The organism is Salinibacillus aidingensis, assembly GCF_039522525.1.
Taxonomy (GTDB): Bacteria; Bacillota; Bacilli; order Bacillales; family Alkalibacillaceae; genus Salinibacillus; species Salinibacillus aidingensis.
In genome coordinates, this window is sequence record NZ_BAAADO010000002.1 from 35,330 (window position 1) to 56,936 (window position 21,607).

At 42.8% G+C, this 21,607-nt stretch carries 21 protein-coding genes and 1 pseudogene; 7 read left to right on the top strand and 15 right to left on the bottom strand.

Annotation, left to right across the window (positions count from 1 at the left end; translation table 11 throughout):
- Positions 1-14 precede the first annotated feature (14 nt).
- From ABD006_RS03975 to ABD006_RS03985, 3 genes are all read right to left on the bottom strand, one after another.
- The gene (locus tag ABD006_RS03975) at positions 15-1,118 is read right to left on the bottom strand and encodes an ABC transporter ATP-binding protein (RefSeq protein WP_343837866.1); all 1,104 of its coding nucleotides are present in this window, start codon (positions 1,116-1,118) and stop codon (positions 15-17) included.
- Positions 1,119-1,581: 463 nt separating this feature from the next.
- Entirely contained in the window at positions 1,582-1,719 is a 138-nt protein-coding gene (locus ABD006_RS03980; RefSeq protein ID WP_343837868.1) for a hypothetical protein, read from the bottom strand.
- Between the two features lie 111 nt (positions 1,720-1,830).
- Entirely contained in the window at positions 1,831-2,727 is an 897-nt protein-coding gene (locus ABD006_RS03985; protein ID WP_343837871.1) for a PucR family transcriptional regulator, read from the bottom strand.
- Positions 2,728-3,001: 274 nt separating this feature from the next.
- Between ABD006_RS03985 and recQ the strand changes: the two genes are divergently transcribed.
- Genes recQ through ABD006_RS04000 form a run of 3 tightly spaced genes read left to right on the top strand, consistent with a single transcriptional unit; the run spans position 3,002 to position 5,513 of the window.
- On the top strand, positions 3,002-4,804 hold the full coding sequence (gene recQ, locus ABD006_RS03990; protein WP_343837873.1) for a DNA helicase RecQ: 1,803 nt from the start codon (positions 3,002-3,004) through the stop codon (positions 4,802-4,804).
- 30 nt (positions 4,805-4,834) lie between these two features.
- A complete protein-coding gene (locus tag ABD006_RS03995; RefSeq protein ID WP_343837875.1) occupies positions 4,835-5,227 on the top strand; it encodes a GNAT family N-acetyltransferase in 393 nt (130 codons plus the stop codon).
- 7 nt (positions 5,228-5,234) lie between these two features.
- On the top strand, positions 5,235-5,513 hold the full coding sequence (locus ABD006_RS04000; RefSeq protein ID WP_343837878.1) for a GNAT family protein: 279 nt from the start codon (positions 5,235-5,237) through the stop codon (positions 5,511-5,513).
- Between the two features lie 200 nt (positions 5,514-5,713).
- Here the strand turns inward: ABD006_RS04000 and ABD006_RS04005 are convergent, their stop codons facing one another.
- The 4 genes from ABD006_RS04005 to nagA all read right to left on the bottom strand — a co-directional run bounded on the left by ABD006_RS04005 (position 5,714) and on the right by nagA (position 8,548).
- Positions 5,714-5,941: a short-chain dehydrogenase gene (locus ABD006_RS04005; RefSeq protein ID WP_343837880.1), complete on the bottom strand. Its 228-nt coding sequence runs from the start codon at positions 5,939-5,941 to the stop codon at positions 5,714-5,716.
- Positions 5,942-6,012: 71 nt separating this feature from the next.
- Positions 6,013-6,294 carry a hypothetical protein gene (locus ABD006_RS04010; RefSeq protein WP_343837882.1) on the bottom strand — a complete coding sequence of 94 codons (282 nt, stop codon included), beginning with the start codon at positions 6,292-6,294 and terminating at the stop codon, positions 6,013-6,015.
- Between the two features lie 325 nt (positions 6,295-6,619).
- Positions 6,620-7,363 carry a glucosamine-6-phosphate deaminase gene (gene nagB, locus ABD006_RS04015; RefSeq protein ID WP_343837884.1) on the bottom strand — a complete coding sequence of 248 codons (744 nt, stop codon included), beginning with the start codon at positions 7,361-7,363 and terminating at the stop codon, positions 6,620-6,622.
- Between the two features lie 3 nt (positions 7,364-7,366).
- Positions 7,367-8,548 (bottom strand): N-acetylglucosamine-6-phosphate deacetylase, encoded by a 1,182-nt coding sequence (gene nagA / locus ABD006_RS04020; protein WP_343837887.1) that lies wholly within the window; start codon positions 8,546-8,548, stop codon positions 7,367-7,369.
- Between the two features lie 107 nt (positions 8,549-8,655).
- On the opposite strand from nagA, the gene ABD006_RS04025 reads away from it, so the two are divergent.
- Entirely contained in the window at positions 8,656-9,384 is a 729-nt protein-coding gene (locus tag ABD006_RS04025; protein ID WP_343837890.1) for a GntR family transcriptional regulator, read from the top strand.
- Between the two features lie 308 nt (positions 9,385-9,692).
- On the opposite strand, the gene ABD006_RS04030 is transcribed toward ABD006_RS04025, so the two are convergent.
- The 4 genes from ABD006_RS04030 to ABD006_RS04045 all read right to left on the bottom strand — a co-directional run bounded on the left by ABD006_RS04030 (position 9,693) and on the right by ABD006_RS04045 (position 15,760).
- On the bottom strand, positions 9,693-11,342 hold the full coding sequence (locus ABD006_RS04030; protein ID WP_343837893.1) for a M4 family metallopeptidase: 1,650 nt from the start codon (positions 11,340-11,342) through the stop codon (positions 9,693-9,695).
- Positions 11,343-11,581: 239 nt separating this feature from the next.
- The gene (locus tag ABD006_RS04035) at positions 11,582-11,914 is read right to left on the bottom strand and encodes a DUF779 domain-containing protein (protein ID WP_343837895.1); all 333 of its coding nucleotides are present in this window, start codon (positions 11,912-11,914) and stop codon (positions 11,582-11,584) included.
- A 96-nt stretch (positions 11,915-12,010) separates the two neighbouring features.
- Complete coding sequence (gene adh, locus ABD006_RS04040; RefSeq protein WP_343837898.1) at positions 12,011-13,531, bottom strand: aldehyde dehydrogenase; 1,521 nt, start codon at positions 13,529-13,531, stop codon at positions 12,011-12,013.
- Positions 13,532-14,041: 510 nt separating this feature from the next.
- A complete protein-coding gene (locus tag ABD006_RS04045; protein ID WP_343837900.1) occupies positions 14,042-15,760 on the bottom strand; it encodes a phospho-sugar mutase in 1,719 nt (572 codons plus the stop codon).
- 195 nt (positions 15,761-15,955) lie between these two features.
- On the opposite strand from ABD006_RS04045, the gene ABD006_RS04050 reads away from it, so the two are divergent.
- From ABD006_RS04050 to ABD006_RS04060, 3 genes are all read left to right on the top strand, one after another.
- Complete coding sequence (locus ABD006_RS04050; protein WP_343837903.1) at positions 15,956-17,335, top strand: Glu/Leu/Phe/Val family dehydrogenase; 1,380 nt, start codon at positions 15,956-15,958, stop codon at positions 17,333-17,335.
- Positions 17,336-17,644: 309 nt separating this feature from the next.
- Positions 17,645-17,815, top strand: coding sequence for a hypothetical protein (locus tag ABD006_RS04055; RefSeq protein ID WP_343837905.1), 171 nt, complete (start codon positions 17,645-17,647; stop codon positions 17,813-17,815).
- Between the two features lies 1 nt (position 17,816).
- A complete protein-coding gene (locus tag ABD006_RS04060; protein WP_343837907.1) occupies positions 17,817-18,128 on the top strand; it encodes a type II toxin-antitoxin system PemK/MazF family toxin in 312 nt (103 codons plus the stop codon).
- Between the two features lie 151 nt (positions 18,129-18,279).
- Here ABD006_RS04060 and lhgO read toward each other — a convergent pair whose 3' ends face one another.
- The 4 genes and pseudogenes from lhgO to ABD006_RS04080 form a co-directional block, all read right to left on the bottom strand.
- Positions 18,280-19,479 carry an L-2-hydroxyglutarate oxidase gene (gene lhgO / locus ABD006_RS04065; RefSeq protein ID WP_343837909.1) on the bottom strand — a complete coding sequence of 400 codons (1,200 nt, stop codon included), beginning with the start codon at positions 19,477-19,479 and terminating at the stop codon, positions 18,280-18,282.
- Between the two features lie 137 nt (positions 19,480-19,616).
- On the bottom strand, positions 19,617-20,255 hold the full coding sequence (locus ABD006_RS04070; protein WP_343837911.1) for an RraA family protein: 639 nt from the start codon (positions 20,253-20,255) through the stop codon (positions 19,617-19,619).
- A gap of 412 nt (positions 20,256-20,667) precedes the next feature.
- Positions 20,668-21,183 (bottom strand): annotated as a pseudogene (locus ABD006_RS04075) (peptidoglycan recognition protein family protein); the annotation flags it as partial.
- Positions 21,184-21,260: 77 nt separating this feature from the next.
- On the bottom strand, positions 21,261-21,581 hold the full coding sequence (locus ABD006_RS04080) for an acylphosphatase (protein ID WP_343838997.1): 321 nt from the start codon (positions 21,579-21,581) through the stop codon (positions 21,261-21,263).
- Positions 21,582-21,607 lie beyond the last annotated feature (26 nt).

Consider the following 21,607-nt stretch of genomic DNA (forward strand, 5'->3'; position numbering starts at 1 on the left):
GCTGTCTCCATTTTTTACGAATCAATGCGTTCTTCTGTTTCTTTGTCAAAGAAGTGAGCCTTACTCATGTCAAAGGCAAGCTGAATCGTTTCTCCACCCTGAAGATCTGTACGGGAGTCCACGCGAGCCACAAATTCCTGCTCCCCCACCTTTGAATATAAAATCGTCTCAGAACCCATCAGCTCTGCCACTTCAATATTTGCAGATATGGCTGTTTCAGGAGACGCTTCCAGAAAGGCTGTATCATCATGGATATGCTCCGGACGAGTACCCAGAATCACTTCTTTCCCCACAAGCTGTTTCTCTTTTAAAACGTCCAAGCGCTCTTGCGGAACTTTTATCTTTTTATCCTCCAACTGCAGAAATCCATCCTCTGTTAATGTACCTTCCAGAAAGTTCATGGCCGGCGATCCGATGAATCCGCCCACAAACATATTATTCGGCTTATCATAAACCTCTTTCGGAGAGCCCACCTGCTGAATGACCCCATCCTTCATCACCACAAGTCTGGTTGCCATCGTCATGGCCTCCGTCTGATCATGGGTAACATAAATGGTCGTCGTCCTGAGGCGCTGATGCAGCTTCTGAATCTCCGCACGCATTTGGACCCGCAGCTTAGCATCCAGGTTCGACAAGGGCTCATCCATTAAAAACACCTTGGCATCACGGACAATCGCACGACCTAAAGCCACACGCTGGCGCTGACCACCTGACAGAGCCTTAGGTTTCCGTTTTAAATAATCCTCAAGCCCCAGGATTTTGGCCGCTTCCTGGACACGCTCATCAATCTCTTTTTTATTAAACTTCCGCAGCTTTAATCCAAAAGCCATATTGTCATAAACATTCATATGGGGATAAAGGGCATAATTTTGAAACACCATCGCGATATCCCGGTCTTTCGGGGTCACATCATTCATGCGCTTATCATCAATATAAAGAACCCCATCGGTAATTTCCTCCAGACCCGCAATCATACGAAGAGTGGTTGATTTTCCACAGCCTGACGGACCGACAAACACAATAAACTCCTTATCCTGAATATCCAAATTAAAATCCTTAACTGCCTCTACATCTCCATCATAAACCTTATACACATGATCCAGTTTTACATCTGCCATAGGTTAACCTCCTCAATTATGTAAACGCTTTTTCATCTTATTATCAGTCTACTTAACTTCTTCAGGAAACGAAATAGACACTGTGCACAAAAATATCCGGCTTATTTGTGCAGGCTGCCTTGGCGGGGATTCTATTTAACAAAATTCCGGTACAGGAGGAGAGTGATATAAGCATGAGATTAGGGCAGGGTGTGAATTTCAAAATTGAGGGTATAGGCGGCTCGTATGACAACAAAAATCCCTTTCCGGCCATTTTATTAAATGATCAGAAAGGGATTACTCTTCGACCTTGTTTAATGTATCCATCAGAACCTTACTACCTCCATACTATCAATTTTTATTTATCATTGTTGATCACCTCAATTTAATAGTAGATGGTTTATAATCTTCTTGACTCAATTAAGCTTTCCATTTCATAAATATTCATTTCCATTCTCCTTTCTGTTTTAAATTTTTCCTAACGTTACTTGATCCGTTTTTCTCTGATCAGCCGTTCCAGTTCATAAATCGTATACTGCATGTTTCTCACCTCTTGTAACTTGATGAGTTCAGTATACGTTCTCCCCGCCTTTTGCTTAACGGCAGGCAGCACGAAATTCATTCAGCCTGAAGACCGATATTGTTATGAGACCATTGTCCGGAGTTTGTCAGGAATTTTACTGTTTCAGGCACTGGAGCGAGGGTAACGAAAAAAAGCCAAAAAAATACCGGATTAAACATCCAGCATTTTTAAGGCTAAATAACAGACGATTGCTCCCTGAAAGGTTTTAATATCAATCTGTGTCCGGTCTATAAATTTATCAATTCGGTATTGAAGACTATTCCGATGCATGTACATTCGTTTTGCCGCTTCCGTTATATTTGAATTTGCTTCCAGATAAGTCTGTACCGTTCTTAACAGCTCCTGATCATCCTTTGCTTCTTTCAGGAGGAGGGCGGCTACTCGTTCTCTTTCTTCTCTGGCAAGCTTTGAAACCAGTAATGGAGGAAGAACATCTGCAAGTTCCGACACGTATTCCGTTGAGTGCTGAAACGCAAAATCTGCGGTCTGCTTCATCCATGTAAATGATTTCCGGACATCGGTTCCATCCATCTCCGGCAATCGTTCCCCAACAAACAAATGAATATTGACGGATAAATCACTCATCAATAGTTCTATCACATTGTGCAGATCAACTACGTCTTCTCTTCCACCTTCAAATTCTTCAACAATCACACCGGACTGCTGATCCAGCCACAGCAGAGAGACTTCATGAGGAAAAATTCCTTTTAACCCTTCATCTATTAAGCTTGCGTCTATTTGTCCGGTATTCAGTCTGAAGAAAATAAACCGGAAAGGACGATCAGCCGGGGTACTTCCATTTCCCTCCCCGAGCAAAGTCTGACTCCAGAACCTTTCCTGCTCGGTTCGTTCCCGCTCTACTGCCTCAGCTCTTTTTAAAACAGAGGCTAACAGGATCTCGTCATGATCGGTCAATTCCTCCTTGCTTATCCCAAATACCTGACCCTTCTCCCCTTCAAACCAGGTATATCCATCAACATTCAGCTCCATATCCGGTCTCCACCTGATTAGCGACGGATACAACTCCTTCACCTTCTCCCAATTCATATAAATCCTCCCCCTTTTTCGGGACTGTCCCCACATGCTTTAAAGCGCTAAAGAACTTCAAATGTGATGAAATTCAATATTCATTGATGCTTTCAAGGCTTTTTTTGAGTTTCTTAGAAGGAAACTTTCATGTTTGAACACGCATACAAAGCAACGATCCTTTTTCACGAACTGTACGCCATGTACCGATCAATGATAAAATATAGAAAATAAACGTCACGAACTTAAATCCTGGTGTCTGATCTGTGTTTTCAATAGGAGGCCGCAAAACAATATGCTAAACGAAGCGACAAACGTATTAAATCAAACATTTGGGTACACCGAGTTCCGAACCGGACAAAAAGATATTATTCAGCAAATGCTGGATCAGCAAAACACACTTGGCATTATGCCGACAGGCGGCGGTAAATCCCTGTGCTACCAGATTCCGGCCTTAGTTCTTTCGGGGACAGCTATCATTATATCCCCCCTGATTTCCCTTATGAAAGATCAGGTGGACGCCCTGCATGCCAATGGAATCTCGGCTACATTTATTAACAGCAGCCTGACTGTTCCGGAGATTGATCAACGTCTGGAGGACATCCAGGCCGGTATGTATGAAATGGTGTTTGTGGCCCCGGAACGATTTGAATCCCGCTTTTTCCTGCAGACGATTCAGGAGACGGAGATTTCCTTAATTGCCTTTGATGAGGCCCATTGTATTTCCCAGTGGGGACACGATTTCCGGCCCAGCTACCGGTCTATTATTCCGGTCCTCAAAGAACTGAATCAGCGTGCACCTCTCCTTGCCCTGACAGCAACAGCAACAAAAGAGGTTGCCCGGGATATTACCGAATTACTCGACATCCCGCGTGAAAATGCCGTGTTTACAACCTTTGCAAGGGAAAATCTGTCTTTTCAGGTTATCAAAGGAGGCAATAAGCGGGATTTTATTCTTAATTATATCAAAAGACGTCCCAATCAATCAGGCATTATTTATACTTCCACCCGAAAAGAAACCGATCAGCTCTATGAATTCCTCCGTAAGCAAAATTTTTCTGTCGCGAAATATCATGCAGGACTTTCAGAAGAGGAAAAGAAGGAAGCCCAGGAGCAGTTTATTCTTGATAACATTTCGATTATGGTAGCGACAAATGCTTTTGGTATGGGCATTGATAAATCCAATGTGCGGTTTGTAATCCACTACAACATGCCCAGGAATATCGAATCCTATTATCAAGAGGCTGGAAGGGCTGGAAGAGACGGGGAGGATAGTGAATGCTATCTGATGTTTTCCCCGCAGGACGTTCAAATCCATAAATTTTTAATTGAGGAGAGCAATCTAAACGAGACGCAGCGGACACAGGAATACGCCCGCCTTCAGCAAATGGTGCAGTATTGCCATACTGAAAGCTGCCTGCAGTCCTATGTGCTAGAGTATTTCGATGATCCAAGTTCGTTCCATCGATGCGAAAAATGCAGCAACTGCACCGATCAACGGGAGCAGGTCGACATGACGAAAGAAGCCCAGATGATCTTTTCCTGTATTAAACGAATGAACGAAAGATTCGGGGTTACCCTCGTTGCCCAGGTATTAAAAGGGTCCAAAAATAAACGAATGAGAGAGCTCGGCTTTCAGAACCTTTCTACATACGGGCTTATGAAAAATCGCCGGGAAAAGGAAATCGTGGAGCTGGTCAATTATTTACTGGCGGAAGGGTATTTAAAATTAACCGATGGAAAATATCCCGTTGTTCAGCTTACACAAAATGTCCTACCTATCCTTAAAGGGGAAGCCAAGGTTTATAAGAAAATGACCATTGTTAAACAACAGCAGACGGAAGGTGATGAGGAGCTCTTTGAAAGATTACGAACTCTTCGGAAACAGCTGGCTGATGACGAAGGAGTTCCACCTTATGTCGTTTTTTCTGATGCAACCTTAAAGGAAATGACAATGTACTACCCGGAGGACCAAAACCGTTTGCTGGCGATTAAAGGGGTAGGACAGGCTAAGCTTGATAAATATGGAGAGATCTTTTTAGAAGCTATCCACTCCTATGTCTCGGAAAAGGATATGGATGCAGTAAGCAAATCGTAAATAGAACTTGGTAAACAGGAGGAGAGGAACATGGAAAATGAAATCCGGATACGTCCACTGGAAAAAGACGACATCCCTTTCATGCACAAATTGTATAACCAGAAAAGCATTATGGACTACTGGTTTTTGGAAGCTTATTACCCGCAGGACAGAATTACGAGTGGGTATGAACAGATGAAGGAATCGGACAGGCATCGACGTTTTGTCATCTGCAAGGATGAAGAGAACATCGGGCTGACCGGTCTTTATGATATTGAGCCGATCCATCGTAATACAAAATTCGGCATTATGATGGACCCTGCCTATCAGGGAAAGGGCTATGCAACAAAGGCTACGGAAATGATGGCAGACTATGCATTCCGTATCCTGAATTTACATAAAGTGAAACTTCCATCAGTGGGGGTTTTCTCCATCCCCCACTGATGGTTAGTTGAACTTATCAGGTTTTTACTGGCCGTTTATCCCCCACTTAGTCTTGTTAGGTTACCCTCAAAACTTGAATTGGGGGTATTACGGCCAGTTAATACGTGATAAAGTCCATCTGGTCGTAGCCAAAGAAAATAAAAAGGCGATCCACATTTATGAAAAAATCGGCTTTCATATAGAAGGAGAGATGAAAGAGCATTTCTATTTGAACGGAAGCTACCATGATGCCTATATGATGGCGATTTTTCAGGACGAATGGACTGGGAAAAGCTTGAATCAGTGAAGGCTTTCTATATCCCCCACTGATGGTTAGTTGAACTTTATCAGGAATTTACTGGCCGTTTATCCCCACTTAGTCTTGTTGGACTACCCTCAAGACCTGAAGTGGGGGTATGCGTGATAAAACCTGCTACTTAGAGGGGATTATGTTTTGTTTCACTAAAGTCATCTATTGCTAAGTACATACCATAATATATGGTTGAATTATTGATTATTCCTCACATCCTCACTGGATCTTTCATACTTTCCCGAATAAGCATTCTCATAAAAATCAACAATCCATTGGTTTTTATCAAGAATGAAATGACTGACTAACATGGCAAGAAAAAATGATATGGTCGGAAAGCTGGTTGTCAGTGTTCCTGCAACAACCCGGAATAAAAATACTGATAAAAATATAAGCGCAATGAAATAGACTAACCCTTTTTTCATGAATATCCCCTCACATCACATTTATTATTTATTAAATAAAAAGAACTCCTATTAAAAAACTACTAACTTTCTTAAAGATTAACCTCATTAGCGGATGAAAGGGGCCATAAAAGCATCAAAACTGAACAGGAAATCAGAAAAATACCGACTTTTTTCGGAAGTATTGCTTTTCCTTTCCCCTTATAAAATCCAGAAAATTGAAGTTTATTTCTATACAACACAAAAAGCAAAATAATAATTGCAAGCCCTGCTAACCAAGAGCCATTGGTGTTATTTAAACTTATCCCCATACTTGTATAAACAATCTTCAATAAACCTCCTATTGCAACACCGAAGAATAAGAATATAGCCATTATACGCAATAATTCTAAAAATACTCTAATCAAATTCTTCACCTCATTATGAGTTTACAGAAAAACTTTTCTTTTAATATCCTGCTTCGTTAACACAAAATCCTTTCCACTTAATTTTAACACAAAATTCTAACAACTTTTTGCAATAATTATGGGCCGACCTTTGTGATCCTGATTTTTTAAAATACCAAGAGTTAAATAAGAAACCCATTTAGAGCAAAAAAATAGCACCGCTTCTCCTGCTCAGCCACAGGAGAAGCGGCGCATTATCATTTTCGGAGTTATTCATGTTCGTTACAAATAATAGAAATGTCATACGCTGTCCTTAACTATGCACATGCTCCCGAATATGAACACATGCTTCTTCATCCGCAATAATCGTAACCTGCGGGTGCTGTTTCAATACAGAGGCCGGGAAGTCTTCACTGATTTCCCCATTTATTAATCTGGCCAGTGCCTCTGCTTTTTTTGCACCTGATACCAGTAATACGATTTCCTTACTTTCCATAATGGATTCAATGCCCATGGTGATGGCCTGCGTTGGAACATCCGCTTTTGATTCAAAAAATCTTGCATTCGCCTCGCGGGTGCTTTCATCTAAATCCACCACATGGGTCCTGCTTGAAAACGGAGTCCCTGGCTCGTTAAAACCGATATGGCCGTTTAACCCAAGTCCTAAAATTTGCACATCCACATCGCCGGCCTGCTTAATGGAAGCTTCATAATCCCGGCATTCCTGCTGAAGATCACCAGCTGCGCCATTAGGCAGATGCACATTTTCGATGGAGAGATCTACATGCTTAAATAATTTTTCATTCATATAATAATGATAGCTGTTCGGATCCTTCCTCTCCAAACCGACATACTCATCCAGGTTAAACGTTGAAACATCCTTGAAGGAAACCGCTCCTTCCTGATATTTTTCAATCAGCTGCTTGTACAGGCCTTCAGGGGTTGACCCGGTTGCCAGTCCAAGAACAGGCTTTTGGGCTGCCTGAATTTTATCTACAAGATACCCGCATGCTTTTTCACTCATCGTCTGATAATTCTTAACCCTAATTATATCCATCGCTCATTCTCCTTTATATGCAATCGTTCCCCGACACAGACTGTATTGAATATTCAAATCATCATCTATGAGTAAAATATCTGCATCTTTCCCCTTCGAAATGCTTCCTTTCCGGTCATAAACATCGACTTGTTTTGCCGGATTCACAGCCGTCATTTTAATGATGTCCCGGATGTCTGCATCATTAATCTCGAGCATACGCTTGGCAGCATCCCGCATTTTTAAGATACTACCGGCCAATGTCCCGTTTTCCAGCACTGCTTTCCCATTCGAAACGATGACAGGCTGGCCTCCTAATTCGTAATCACCATCCGGTAAACCTTTTGCCCGCATCGCATCGGTGATTAAAATTAACCGATCGCTACCGACATTCCGGTAAATTAATTGCAGCATTTCCGGAGCTACATGGACACCATCTGCAATCAATTCCGCTTGCAAATTCTCCAGCTGGAATGCGGCCCCTACAGCACCAATGTCCCGATGATGAATCCCATTCATTTGATTACAAAGGTGGGTTAATTGATGCAAGCCAAAAGGAATAGCTCTTTTTATTCCTTCAAAATTCGCATCTGTATGACCCGCAGAGACATTCACACCTTGGGAAGCCAATTCCTGCATAAACGAACCATCCGTATCGTGCTCAGGGGCCATCGTAATGGTTCGAATCGTATTTCCGGACATCTCCTGCCATTTCTTAAACTTTTCTAAATCCGGCTCTAAAATGTGTTCCTGAGGCTGAGCACCCGCTTTGGATTTCTCAACAAACGGACCTTCCAGATGCACACCAATCATCTCTGCATACCCGTCCTTCTGTTTATAATTCTCAGCATTGGCTAATGCTTTCTCAATGTTTTCTGTGGAGTTCGTCATCGTGGTAGCCAGAAAGCTTGTTGTCCCTTCTTTTGGTAAAAAGGACGCCATCGTATCCAATGCTTCCTCTGTGGAATCCATAGCGTCCGCTCCATATGCCCCGTGAATATGTCCGTCAATAAAGCCCGGAATCGCTGTCATTTCAGAGCCATCAATGATACGGGCATCTTCCGGTATGGTCTCACTTTCCTCGTTCATTCGATCAATTGATTGGATAACACCATTATTAATAAGGATGTTTCCATTAGAGATAGCTTCATCTTCTGTATAGATTGTTACATTTTTTATAAGCAAAGGTTGATTGCTCAATGTCATTCTCCCCTTTCAAACACTTCTAGTGGTCTAGACCTCAAGTTGTACATTTTTATAATTTTTTGATAAAATTTCTCATATTAAAAGACTTACATTAGGGGATGCTTAAGATGATTAATAAAAATTCACCCATACCTATTTATTACCAGCTGGAACAGGAAATAAAGACATTTATCGAAAGCAATATATACGCACCTGGAGATTTTCTTCCCTCCGAACGTGAACTGGCAGAAAAGTACGAGATCAGCCGTATGACTGTACGACAGGCGATCAATAACCTGGTCAACGAAGGACTTCTATACCGTGAAAAAGGCAAAGGTACCTTTGTTGCTGAGAAAAAATTTGAACAGGACCTGTCCGGCCTTACCAGCTTCAGTGAAGAAATGAATAACCGTGGCTTAACGCCATCAAGCCAGCTGCTGAATTTTCAGCTGATGTACGCAGATCGCAAAGTTGCTGCTGCCTTAAACATAGATTCATCCGATTTAGTATATGAAATGAAACGCATACGCTTTGCAGATGATGAACCTGTAGCCCTGGAATTCACTTACACACCGCAAAAAAGAATAGGTGAATTGACACAGGAAGATATTCATATGTCTTTTTATGAATTCATGGAAAATAAACGCCAGTTCTCCATTGCATATGGCGATCAGTCCATTGAAGCATCTCTTGCCAATGAAGAAGAAATTCAGCTGCTAAAAATTGATCATGGAGATCCAGTACTCGTTATTCAACGGACGACCTATCTGGAAGGCGAAAATACACCCATTGAATATACAAAATCAGTTTACAGGGCCGATAAATACAAGTTTAATATTCGAATGCCCCGGAGTTAGGTGGATTTATCCCTATCATCCGATTCGAATGTATGCTTGATTTGAAGGACTCATTTAGTAGCTTCCCCCATAAGTCCACTCCTACAATATCTTGTTTCATTTTTATTTTAACGCCTTACAGGTTAAAAATCAAACTAGAAGTATACATGTCTATACCAGTTATGTGATATCTCACTTTTTTTATAAGAAACTTCACTCACTTAATGTCATCTACCGGATGGTCTTATTACCAAAAATAGAGACGGTAATGATAAAACATTACCGTCTCTATTAAAGATGAAAACTTGCTTTACTTTAAAGAAGTAGTATTAATAGATTCCAACCTGATCAAAGCCATCTTTTACAGCCATTACTTCCTCGCTGCTCTCCCCATATAAATCTTCTGCTGACTGTACGATTGCCTTCCTTGCATCACTGAAGTTGGAAGTTGGTGTTAAATAGGTGGTCAGGGCACGATAATAAATGTGGCCGAGCTTGTCCTTTCCAAGCTGTTCACCAATGAGATAGGCAGCGTGATTAGTGATGGATGAATTAATATGAACCCCGCCATTATCAATATCAAGTGGCAGATCATAAAATTCATTCATATGTTCAGGATACTGGCCATCACCAAAAGGAGCGATGTCATCAGATACCGGATACTTATCAGGGTTACTTAAGCTGCGCAAAGATGTCCGGCCACTTTCTTTTGCTTCAGAAGCCATGATATCCTCCCCAACTTCCCAATCATCCGCATCAATAAGAGCGCCAAACACGTCGGCAAAGGACTCATTAAGAGCACCGGATTGATTACGATAATTCAGGTTAGCTGAGTGAGTGATGACTCCATGGGTCATTTCATGTGCGGCCACATCAAGACCTGCGGATAAAGGAACCATAAATTCACCATCTCCGTCACCATAAGTCATAAAGCGGCCATTCCAGAAAGCATTGTTATAGTTTTCACCAAAATGAACATAGGAGATAATCGGCATTCCTTCCCCATCCAGAGAGTTTCGGTCATGTTCATTTAAATAATAGTCATATACCTTTTCAGAATTATAGTGAGCATCCACGGCTGGGCTAGCATAATCAGACACCCATGCGTTACTATTATTTTCAAAAAGATCACCTGTATTATGGTCAAATGTGTAAATACCCTCTAAATTCTGATGAGTTTCGTCGTAGAGTTTAAAAACACTCTCCTGTCCAGATTGTGTTTCTTTTGTCGTATGAAGAGTTCGCTGTTCTCCATGAACCCCTTGTCCAATTCCATTTATCGCTTTTTTCTTCATGTCATCGGCATGCAATAACGCATTATACTGATCGACAACTTCTCCTGTATTCGCATCCACAAATACAAACCAGTTTCCAGGTTGATCACCGAGGAAGTTTAAGTTTACTTTGTACGTTAACGTATTTTGGCCTTCAAAGGTATAGACCACTAGTTCTGAAGTTGGCTTATAGGTTAGAGATTCAGGTGCTTTGACAGCTGACTTTGCAATGGTTACGGCTTCACTTGCTGTTAAATCGGCATTTGTTTTTACATCAGCATTTTTTACCGCCTGATTGTGATGCCCATTCACCGCAACCACTTCATTCTGTTTATTGAAGTGAACGATAATTTCCGTTCCCTCAACAGGTACATCCTTTTCTGTCTGCTGGAAGCGAACGTGAGTCATACCCAGCTTATCCTTTTGAACATTTTTCACCTTAAAATTTTTCTTCGGGTTCCTGATCCCCAGCTTTTTCTCATTTTCAGCCAAATAATTAAGAGCATGTTGCGAGGAGCTGCCTTTTTGCTTCTCAGCCAGTTTCTCTTCTACAAACAGGGGAACATTCGCATTTTGATTCCACACAGTCCCGCTTTCTGCCTTTGCTGTTTCCAGAGAGTTCTGCGGCTGAGCCAGTACACTATTCGCAGATCCTAAAACAACCGCTGACGATAGAATAATTGGTAGTACAAACCTTTTTTTCAAATAAATACCTCCTTTGATTTATGAACTATATTATAGAATAATAGTTTATCTATTGCATGATTATTTTGAATTGTTTTTATTTTACAAACTATTATAAATTTCCTGGTTTAATAGTCTTAGTAGAAGGTTAAGTGAATGCGCGTAGGATTTAGTAGTGGTGGGATGTGTGCGGGATCCTTAAAGTTATTCTGAAATATAATAAAGGAGGACAAAAAAATACACCTGCAAATTCAGGTGTACTAGAGAACCTTTGATCTTGTTAAAAATCGTTTGCCTTCAGGGCCCTCCAGAGAGAACATTCCCCCACGTCCATCAACCACGTCAATAATCAACTGGGTGTGCTTCCAGTACTCATATTGATCTTTGGAGATGTAAAAAGGGGTATCTCCAATCGTCCCTATTTTTACATCTGAATTCCCTGTTCGAAACTCATCCCGGGGATAGCACATCGGCGAACTTCCATCACAGCAGCCACCGGATTGATGAAACATCAGCGGCCCGTGCTGCTCTTTTAAGCTCTCAATCAGTTCAAGCGCGGCATCCGTGGCCACTACTCTTTCCTTCTCCGTCATTTTTCACATCCTTTCTTAAAGGATTTTATGGTAGCTGAGTTTTCAGGATAGGGGGAGCCACAGTCGACTCCCCCTGTTAAAGACACACAAGGTTAATTAAAATAATCCTTGAGCGTCCTTGCTATAGCTTACGAGCAGGTTCTTTGTTTGTTGATAGTGTGAGAGCATCATTTGGTGATTTTCACGCCCAATTCCGGACTTTTTATAACCGCCAAATGCTGCATGGGCAGGATAAGCATGGTAGCAGTTCGTCCAGACACGTCCGGCTTCAATTCCTCGTCCAAAACGGTAAGCCTTGTGGAAATCTCTTGTCCATACACCTGCACCAAGGCCATAAAGGGTGTCATTGGCAATATCAAGGGCTTCTTCATCATCTTTAAAGGTAGTTACGGATAGAACCGGTCCGAAAATCTCCTCCTGGAAGATGCGCATCTTATTGTTTCCTTTAAAAATGGTTGGCTTGACATAGAATCCTTTTTCAAGGCCTCCGTCCAGGTAGTTCCGTTCACCGCCAACAAGCACCTCTGCTCCCTCCTGCTTGCCAATATCCAGGTAGGAGGTGATTTTTTCCATTTGCTCTGTTGAAGCCTGGGCGCCCATCATTGTTTCTGTATCCAGTGGATGACCGATTTTAATTTCGTTCACCCGTTTTAATGCTTTTTCCATGAACTTATCGTAAATGGATTCGTGGATCAACGCACGGGATGGGCACGTACATACCTCCCCCTGATTCAGGGCAAACATAACCATACCTTCAATCGCTTTATCCAAGAAGGCATCGTCTTTATCCATCACATCGTCAAAGAAAATATTTGGTGACTTGCCTCCCAGCTCGAGGGTAACCGGGATAATATTCTCTGAAGCATACTGCATAATTAACCGGCCAGTAGTGGTTTCTCCGGTGAAGGCGATTTTTGCAATTCGATCATGTGAGGCTAATGGTTTACCAGCTTCCACACCAAAACCATTGACGACATTTACCACACCAGCTGGCAGCAGATCCTGAATCAGCTCTAAGAACACATGGATAGAGGCAGGGGTTTGCTCAGCAGGCTTCATGACTACACAGTTTCCGGCGGCAAGGGCAGGAGCCAGCTTCCACGTTGCCATCAAAAGCGGGAAGTTCCACGGAATAATCTGCCCTACCACACCGAGTGGCTCATGGAAATGATAGGCGACAGTATCATCATCAATCTGGCTAATGCCTCCCTCCTGGGCACGGATGGCACCTGCAAAATAGCGGTAATGATCCACGGCCAGTGGAAGATCAGCAGCCAATGTTTCTCGTACAGCCTTTCCGTTATCCCATGTTTCAGCTACCGCCAGCGTTTCCAGGTTCTCTTCCATGCGATCAGCAATTTTGTTGAGGATGTTGGCTCTTTCTGTTGGTGAGGTTTTCATCCAGCTCGCTGCCGCTTCATGGGCAGCATCTACGGCCATATCAACATCCTCTGCTGTTGAACGGGCGATTTCACAAAAAACTTCCCCAGTTACCGGCGATACATTTTCGAAATACTTCCCCTTTACCGGAGCCTTCCACTCACCCCCGATAAAATTGTCATAACGCTCCCGAAACTCAACGACTGCACCAGGATGATTCGGCGCTTCATACTTCATTAAAAATTCCTCCCTTTCCTGAAATCAGTTATAGATGTAATAACTTGGACAAAAGATGATCTATATTACATATATTAGAAAAGGGATGGAATTATTCGTAAAATCGTATGGTGCCTGTCACGCCCCGGATTTTGTCGAATAGCCTTATGGTGATGGTGCCTGTCACGCCCCGAATTGTGTCGAATAATATTTAAATGGCTGGGCAATGGGGTGTATAAAGGACAGAGCAATCCGGAAAAATTGAGGTAATGGCCTTCATAAAATCATTGAAGAACATCATAAGGCTTAAGTAAAGTGGAAGTGGCCTTAATCACATTGATGAAGGCCACTTCCATACAAAAACAAAAGAAATATGGTCTTCACTCCTGGAAAAACGACTGCATTGTGCTTTAATATCGGAACCAAAAATGCCTGGATCATTTGAAATCCAGGCATTCTTCATGGAATATTCTCAAGTCGACATTTATCGACAATATCCGGGTGGTGCCAGGCACCTACTCCAGCTGGCACCTACTCCACCCTCTTCAGCACCGCATCTTTCACTTGCTCAAGCCGCTGTTCACTTTCTTCTCGTGTTGCGCCTCTCACTCCAAAGTAAAACTTAATTTTAGGCTCGGTTCCTGATGGACGCAGACAGCACCAGCAGTCATCTTCCAGTAAAAACTTCACAACGTTGGATTTTGGTAAATCAATCGTTTCCACACTACGATCCGCTAAGTACGTACGCTCTGATGTCGCATAATCTTCAACAGCTTGAACCTTTAAATCACCCGCTTTTTCAAGGGGATGTTCACGGAAATCAGCCATCATCTGTTCAATCTGCTCTGTTCCGGAAATTCCCTTAAGCGTAATGGAATGTAGGTCCTCTAAGTAGTAGCCATGACGCTGATAAATTTCATCAAGAGCATCAAAAAGGGTTTTCCCTTTAGATTTCCAGTAAGCGGCCAGTTCAGCAGCCATCATCGCAGCCTGAACGGCGTCTTTATCCCGGGCAAAGTCACTGATTAAATAGCCGTAGCTTTCTTCATAACCAAACAGGAACTGATGGGCTCCTGTCTTCTCAAATTCGAGGATTTTTTCTCCAATAAATTTAAAACCTGTCAGAGTATCCAGCGTATCCACTCCATAATAGGCGGCCACTGCTCGTCCCAATTCTGAAGTCACGATTGTTTTAATCATTATGCCATTGTCAGGTAATGGGGTTTTATTGGCTAAAATATAGTCGAGCATGAGACTGCCCAGCTGATTTCCTGTTAAAACGGTATATTCACCATCAGAGCCTCTCACTGCCACACCTAATCGGTCAGCATCCGGATCGGTTCCAATTAAAATATCCGCATTTTCCTTTTTCCCATACTCAATCGCGAGTGTAAAAGCCTGGTGCTCTTCAGGATTGGGTGAATCCACCGTTGAAAACTCAGGGTCCGGTTTGGCCTGCTCTTCCACAATGGTCACCTGATGAAAGCCCAGCTGATCCAGACCCTCTTTTACAAATTGATAGGCAGTGCCATGTAAAGGAGTAAACACAATCTTTAAGTCATCCGCCTGACTCTGAATAACATCAGGATTTAACGTAATGGATTTTAAATGACTCAGATAGGCTTCATCAACAGCATCATCCATCCATTGGAGCAATCCCTTTTCCTCTAATTCTGACTGTTCGACAATTTCGATGGCTAACTCATTATCTACGGCATTAACTTCCTCTACAATGCTCTCAGCCTGTGCGGGAGGTACCTGCCCTCCGTCTTCATTGTAAACCTTAAACCCATTATATTCCGGCGGGTTGTGACTTGCCGTAATGACGACTCCTGCAGCTGTCCCCAGATGACGAACAGAAAAGGAAAGCACAGGAGTAGGACGTAACGACGTAAACAAATACGTTTTAATTCCATGGGCACCCATGACCTTAGCAACTTCTAAGGAAAATTCAGGTGACTGATGACGGGAATCATGGGCCACCACAACCCCTTGCTTTTTCGCTTCTTCTCCTTGGTTTTCTATGTATTTAGCTAGTCCTTCAGCCGCTTTACGAATGGTATAGATATTCATTCGATTAATTCCTGGGCCAAGCTCCCCGCGCATCCCGCCTGTCCCAAATGTGAGCGGTTTATAAAATGCTTCTTCTAAACGGGTCTCATTTGAAGATAATTCATCCAGCTGCTGACGCAAATCAGGATCAAGTTCCTTAAATTCCTTCCACCGCTGATAATCATCCTTCCACGCCATTTAATCTCCTCCTGTTAACAACTCAAGTATATGATTAATATGATAATTATTTTTATTTTAGCATCTATTGTAGACCACCACCACCCCTGGATAGAACGCTATAATAACTGAAATTTTGCAACATTCGGAAGACATAACCCCCAATTCATGCTACCATTAAACGTAGCATTAAATCATACAAAAGGAGGATGTCTAATGGCCAGTCGTACAGAAGCCATCGTTCAGTATTCATTGGATGCCTTGCTTGAAGATGAAACCTTTTTGCCAAATCTGACGGGAGATGCACGTAAACAGGCCTTCACCTCCCTGGCATCGATACTCTCCACACCGAACCATATACATAAAGCCTTTTTACGCGTTGCTCTGGAAAATAAAAAAGTGGTGCGCATACCCGCCTTTCGCGTCCAGCATAATAACACCCTTGGACCGTATAAAGGCGGCATAAGATTTCATGAATCGGTCAATGAGGATGAGGTAACGAATCTGGCAGCACTTATGACCTTAAAAAATGCTCTCCACGAAGTTCCTTTTGGTGGCGGAAAAGGTGGAGTCATCATCAACCCGAGGGATTTTTCCGAAAAAGATCTTCATAAAATTGCGGTGAAATATGTTCATTACTTTAGTGACGCATTAGGAACTGATAAGGATATTCCTGCGCCTGATATGGGCACGGGCGAAAGAGAAATGGACTGGATGATGGCCGAATATAAAAGCATCAAACCAGGTGAACCCTACCGGGGAAGCTTTACCGGAAAAAGTGTTGTTAATGGAGGATCCTTAGGCCGGCGGGAGGCAACAGGGAAAGGTGTCTATTTTACCTTCCGTTATTTAATCCATGATTTTGTTAACCAGCAGCATCAGCTTTTAACGAACACAGATAACCGCTTTGCCAAAACAGCACTTGAGACTGCCAACCGTCCACTCAAAATGGCTGTACAGGGCTTTGGGAATGTAGGCTCTGTTGCCGCTTTGGAAGCCTATCAGTGTACCCATTTGCAGAACAAGGTGGTTGCAGTCAGTGACCGGAATGTAACCCTTTATAATTCAGAGGGGCTGAATATCCCGGGGCTGATTGATTTTACCAGACAGAATCAGGGCGATCTCCCTGCCACAGAAGAACAGCTTGAAAAATCCGGTGTAAAAGCAAGTATCCTGGGCCGGGAGGAAGTTCTGTATTTAGAGGTGGATGCGTTAATTCTGGCTGCCCTTGAAGACCAAATACGTGAAGACAATGTCCATCAAATCAAAGCTCCTGTGATCGTGGAAGGGGCAAATGCTCCCGTAACAAGTGCGGCGGACAAAGTGTTAAGTGATCAGGGCGTGATCATTGTCCCTGATATACTCGCTAACGCTGGTGGGGTCATTGTATCCTACCTCGAGTGGCTGCAGGGGCGCGAAACCCAGTTTTACACAGAAGAACAGGTCTTTAAAATGCTTCACGATAAAATGCAGCATACCCTTGATGCGATTTTGCCACAGTTTTTTAATGACCCGTTTCCGTTACGGGAAAATTGCTACATCCATGCGGTTATGAAACTGTCTACCATTGTGTATCGTCACGGGAAATTTTATTAACGTGCATATAGGCCGGGACATGAATATTTTCGCTAAAGATAAAATGAAACTTCGATCAGTGGGGATTTTCTCCATCCCCCACTGATCGTTAGTTGAACTTATCAGGAATTTACTGACCGTTTATCCCCCCACTTAGTCTTGTTGGGGTACACTCAATTCTTGAAGTGGGGGTATTACGGTCAGTTCATGCGTGATAACGAAACTACTGACCGAATTGAAGATAAGCTTAAAAAACAGATTTTATCGGAACATTTATGTCAGCGCGGGTATAAGTTATAATAAGAGTATAGATTAATGGAGGTGCATAATATGTCTACTCCCGATAAAATTATTAAGGAAATTGACATGTTGAGTGAGGCAGAAAGGCAAAAGGTACTCGATAAAATTAAAGAAAAATATATGTCCAGAGATGTTATATTACTAAGTGAAAATTATGCCTGGTGGGATAATGAGGAGGATGACATCTACAATGAGCAGTAGGATGAAACAGGGTGATGTTTGGTTAGCGGATGTCCTTTTTAAAGGAACTCGTCAGACTAAGCAGCGCCCTGTTATTATTGTCGGAAATGAATTGGCACTGGATGTAGATGTCATTATAGCTCCAGTAACCAGTCAACAGCCGGGAAATCAGTTTGATGTTGTTTTGGAATATTGGAACGAAGCTGGATTGTTAAAACCATCTATGGCACGTACTTCGAAAATTATTTCTGTGCATGGACCTGAATTAAAACGCCAGATAGGTGAATTACATAAGCATGATCTTGAACGTGTACTTCATATGTGCAGGAATTAGACTTTTTCATCTCCCAAAAACCCTTAACAATATAAATCAAATTTCTTTGACATTCCTGATACAACAAAAAAGCAGAGGCAACAATCCTCTGCTATCCATGGAAAATCGATGATGAAATCGGAAGGGTCATCGAAGGGTTATGCCTCTCTCCTTAAACAACAATCTCTCTTCCTGTCATTTGCCGTACGATTTCCCTGCCTATTTCCAGGGATGCGGTTGCTGCGGGTGATGGCGCATTGCATACGTGCAGACTCTGCTTGCCATGTATGATCTCAAAATCATCAACAAGCGTGCCATCTGATCTCAGTGCCTGCGCCCGAACGCCGGCACCTCCTGATACGACATCCTCCAACTTTATCTCAGGAATTAACCTCTGCAGCTCTTTAACAAATTTTTCTTTGGACAGAGAACGGGCCATTTCACTAAGTCCTTCCCGCATATATTTTCGGGCAAGCTTCCAAAATCCTTTGTAACGCATAAACTCCCCAAAATCCCTTCGATCAAAATCAGAAAAAGTATATCCTTCACGCTTAAAGCTTAGCACCGCATTAGGTCCTGCTTCAACCTCGCCATCGATCATTCTCGTAAAATGTACTCCCAGGAACGGAAAATCCGGATTAGGGACTGGATAAATCAGATGGTTGACCAGCTCCCGTTTTTCAGGCTTTAATTTATAATATTCACCTCGAAAAGGAACAATCCTGAGATCGATGTAGTAGCCCGCCAAGTAGGCAATTCGATCACTGTGCAGCCCGGCACAATTGATCAGAAAACGTCCGTTAAAGGTATTCTTGTCTGTTTCGACGGTAACCTGGTCTGATTGCTCAGTGATCGACTGGACCGTTTCCCCACAGCGAATCTCACCATCCTGCATTCTAATCAACTCAGCCATTTGATTTGATACCTGCTTATAATCAACAATACCAGCAGAAGGAACCTTAATGGCCTCAATCCCATTAACATGTGGCTCTCGTTCCTGCAGTTGCCGGCGATTCAGCCTTTCTATGTTTAATTGATTTTCCATTCCTCTCTGATAGAGCTTTTCCAGCTGGGCCTGCTCATCACGATTCGTTGCGACAATCACCTTTCCGCAAACCTCATAATTGATTCCATGCTTCCGGCAGAACTCCACCATTGACTGATTTCCGCTTTTCGCCAGACGCGCCTTCAAACTGCCCGGTTTATAATAGATTCCGGAATGGATGACCCCGCTGTTATGCCCGGTCTGGTGAGCCGCAAGTTCCTTTTCCTTTTCTAAAATGAGTACTTTTTTGGACGGATGCTGTCTGGTTATTGCCAGGCCCACGGACAAACCAACAATGCCCCCTCCAACAATTATAAAATCGTACATGGGTTGATCAGCTCCTTTGCCAGGTTGTTATTTAAGAGTTTGTGAGATTGTTGCTTTGAATGGTTCTTTATGATGGATATGGTCTGCCACAATGGTTTAATACATGGAAATTCATTTTGTACGAGGCCCATGCAAATCTATTTATTCAACTGCCCATCCAAATACTCAACCACAGCTGCACGATCTCCTAAAACCTTCGCCTCCCGCTCTTCATCTTTTTTCAGCTTATTCTGTGCCTTCTCATAAACCTTTTCAATCCGGTCCTGGGGAACACATACCACACCGTCCTCTTCAGCTACAATGAGGTCCCCTGGATGCACCACCACACCGTTGAAGGAAATGGGCTCATTGATGCTTCCGTGTCCATGCTTAAATCCTGCAGCAGGTGTCGATCCTGCACAAAATACCGGAAAGTCCAGGTCCCGTATCTCTTGTATATCGCGGACAGCACCATTAATAATCGCACCTGTGAATCCCATTGTCTGTGCAAGTCCCATGATAAAGTCCCCCGCTGCTGCACGGTCCACGTAGCCACCTGCATCCACAATGAGTATTTCCCCCTCTTGTGCTTCACGAATCGCTTTCAGGACCAGCTGATTGTCTCCTGGTGGGATTTGCACAGTCTTCGCATAACCCACAGCTTTTTGAGTCTCCTTTACTGGTTTAATGGTTGGCCACAAATGATTATACTTATCCAACCCATCTGAAACCGCCGTAACAGGCAGATCCTGAAATTTCTCCAGCCAATTCGTCATTTGATCTTCACCTCTGTACATGATTTGTCTATTGTCAAATATATTCGCCAGACTTTTCTGAAAACCTCCTTGTATGAAGACAGTTTTTCACCTTATTCCATAATAAAAAAGAGACGTGCTGCCACGCCCCTGATCACTTATATTTATAAACATCCACATATTTATCTGCAGCCGTTATATACCACCCGCTGATAAGCTGATACATCGCATATCCGTCTACAATCAGCTTTCGTTTTACTGTGAAAATATAGTTCTCCTCGACAATCGGCCCTGTTTTATCCTCCCAGTCCGGAGTTCCATAAGTATGAAGACCTTCTCTTCTAATTTCTCCAATATCCTTGATTCGAATTTGCTTCACATTCGTTGGAATTTCACGAACCTGTGGCTTTCGCCGGTGAATGTTACCGGAAGAAACTCCTTCTAACTCCTTCGTTACGTCCTTTATAAAATGTGCAAAAGTTATCCCATGTTTATTTAACGCTTGATGAGGATCTGTCCTGCGTCCAGGATCCAGCGTGGCATGAGCAATAATATCCTTCCGGGGATTCAGACCAAATTTCCGGCAGAGATACGTATGATACCATACATACCGTTTGTAGGCTTCTTTGAAATCAATATTTCCGCCATAGCAGAGCTCGACTCCGATGGCCGCATCATTGGCATCCACTCCAAATTGATGATTATCCTTGCTTACATTATAGCGGACATGCCAGGCCTTTTCTCTTAGCGGAATGATTTCCAGTATTTTACGGTCATCGATAAACGTATGGGCCGATGCATTTGGCTGGGTATACTGAAAATAGCGCCGGTTTCCTGCTGCTGTGGAACCTGGATTTCCCGTATCATGGGCAACAATAAAGTGCACCTTCTGAATCTCCTCTCCGCTTCTGGCCGGCCCCTTTTGTATGTAATTTCTCGTAATGGAAAACTTCTTTTGATGAAAGGACATAAAAATCCCCCCTTGATTATTTTCTACTTCTATAATCGCAGGGAGGAAAAAAATAGTGTCTATTTTGCAGAACGTCTTTATTCCATACGAAACCGCTTAAAGCCTTTTTCCGTTTCTGATCGGGTCACTTCCATATTCTCCACACGAATAAATGGACTCAAACCCTTTTTAACATCTTTCAAGTAATCTTCAACGCTGTCCTCAGGGCCCTCTATTTCCATTTCCACAGTGCCGTCTGGAAGATTACGGGCATAGCCGTTCAGTCCGTATTCACTTGCCTTCTGCCAGGCAGTCGCCCGGAAACCAACACCCTGGACTCTGCCGCTGACAATGACGTGTGCATGCATGTCTATCACCTCGGTTTTTACTAGAAGTATAGGATAGAACAGTTCGTACATCAAGACAGATCCACCTGTAAAACTTA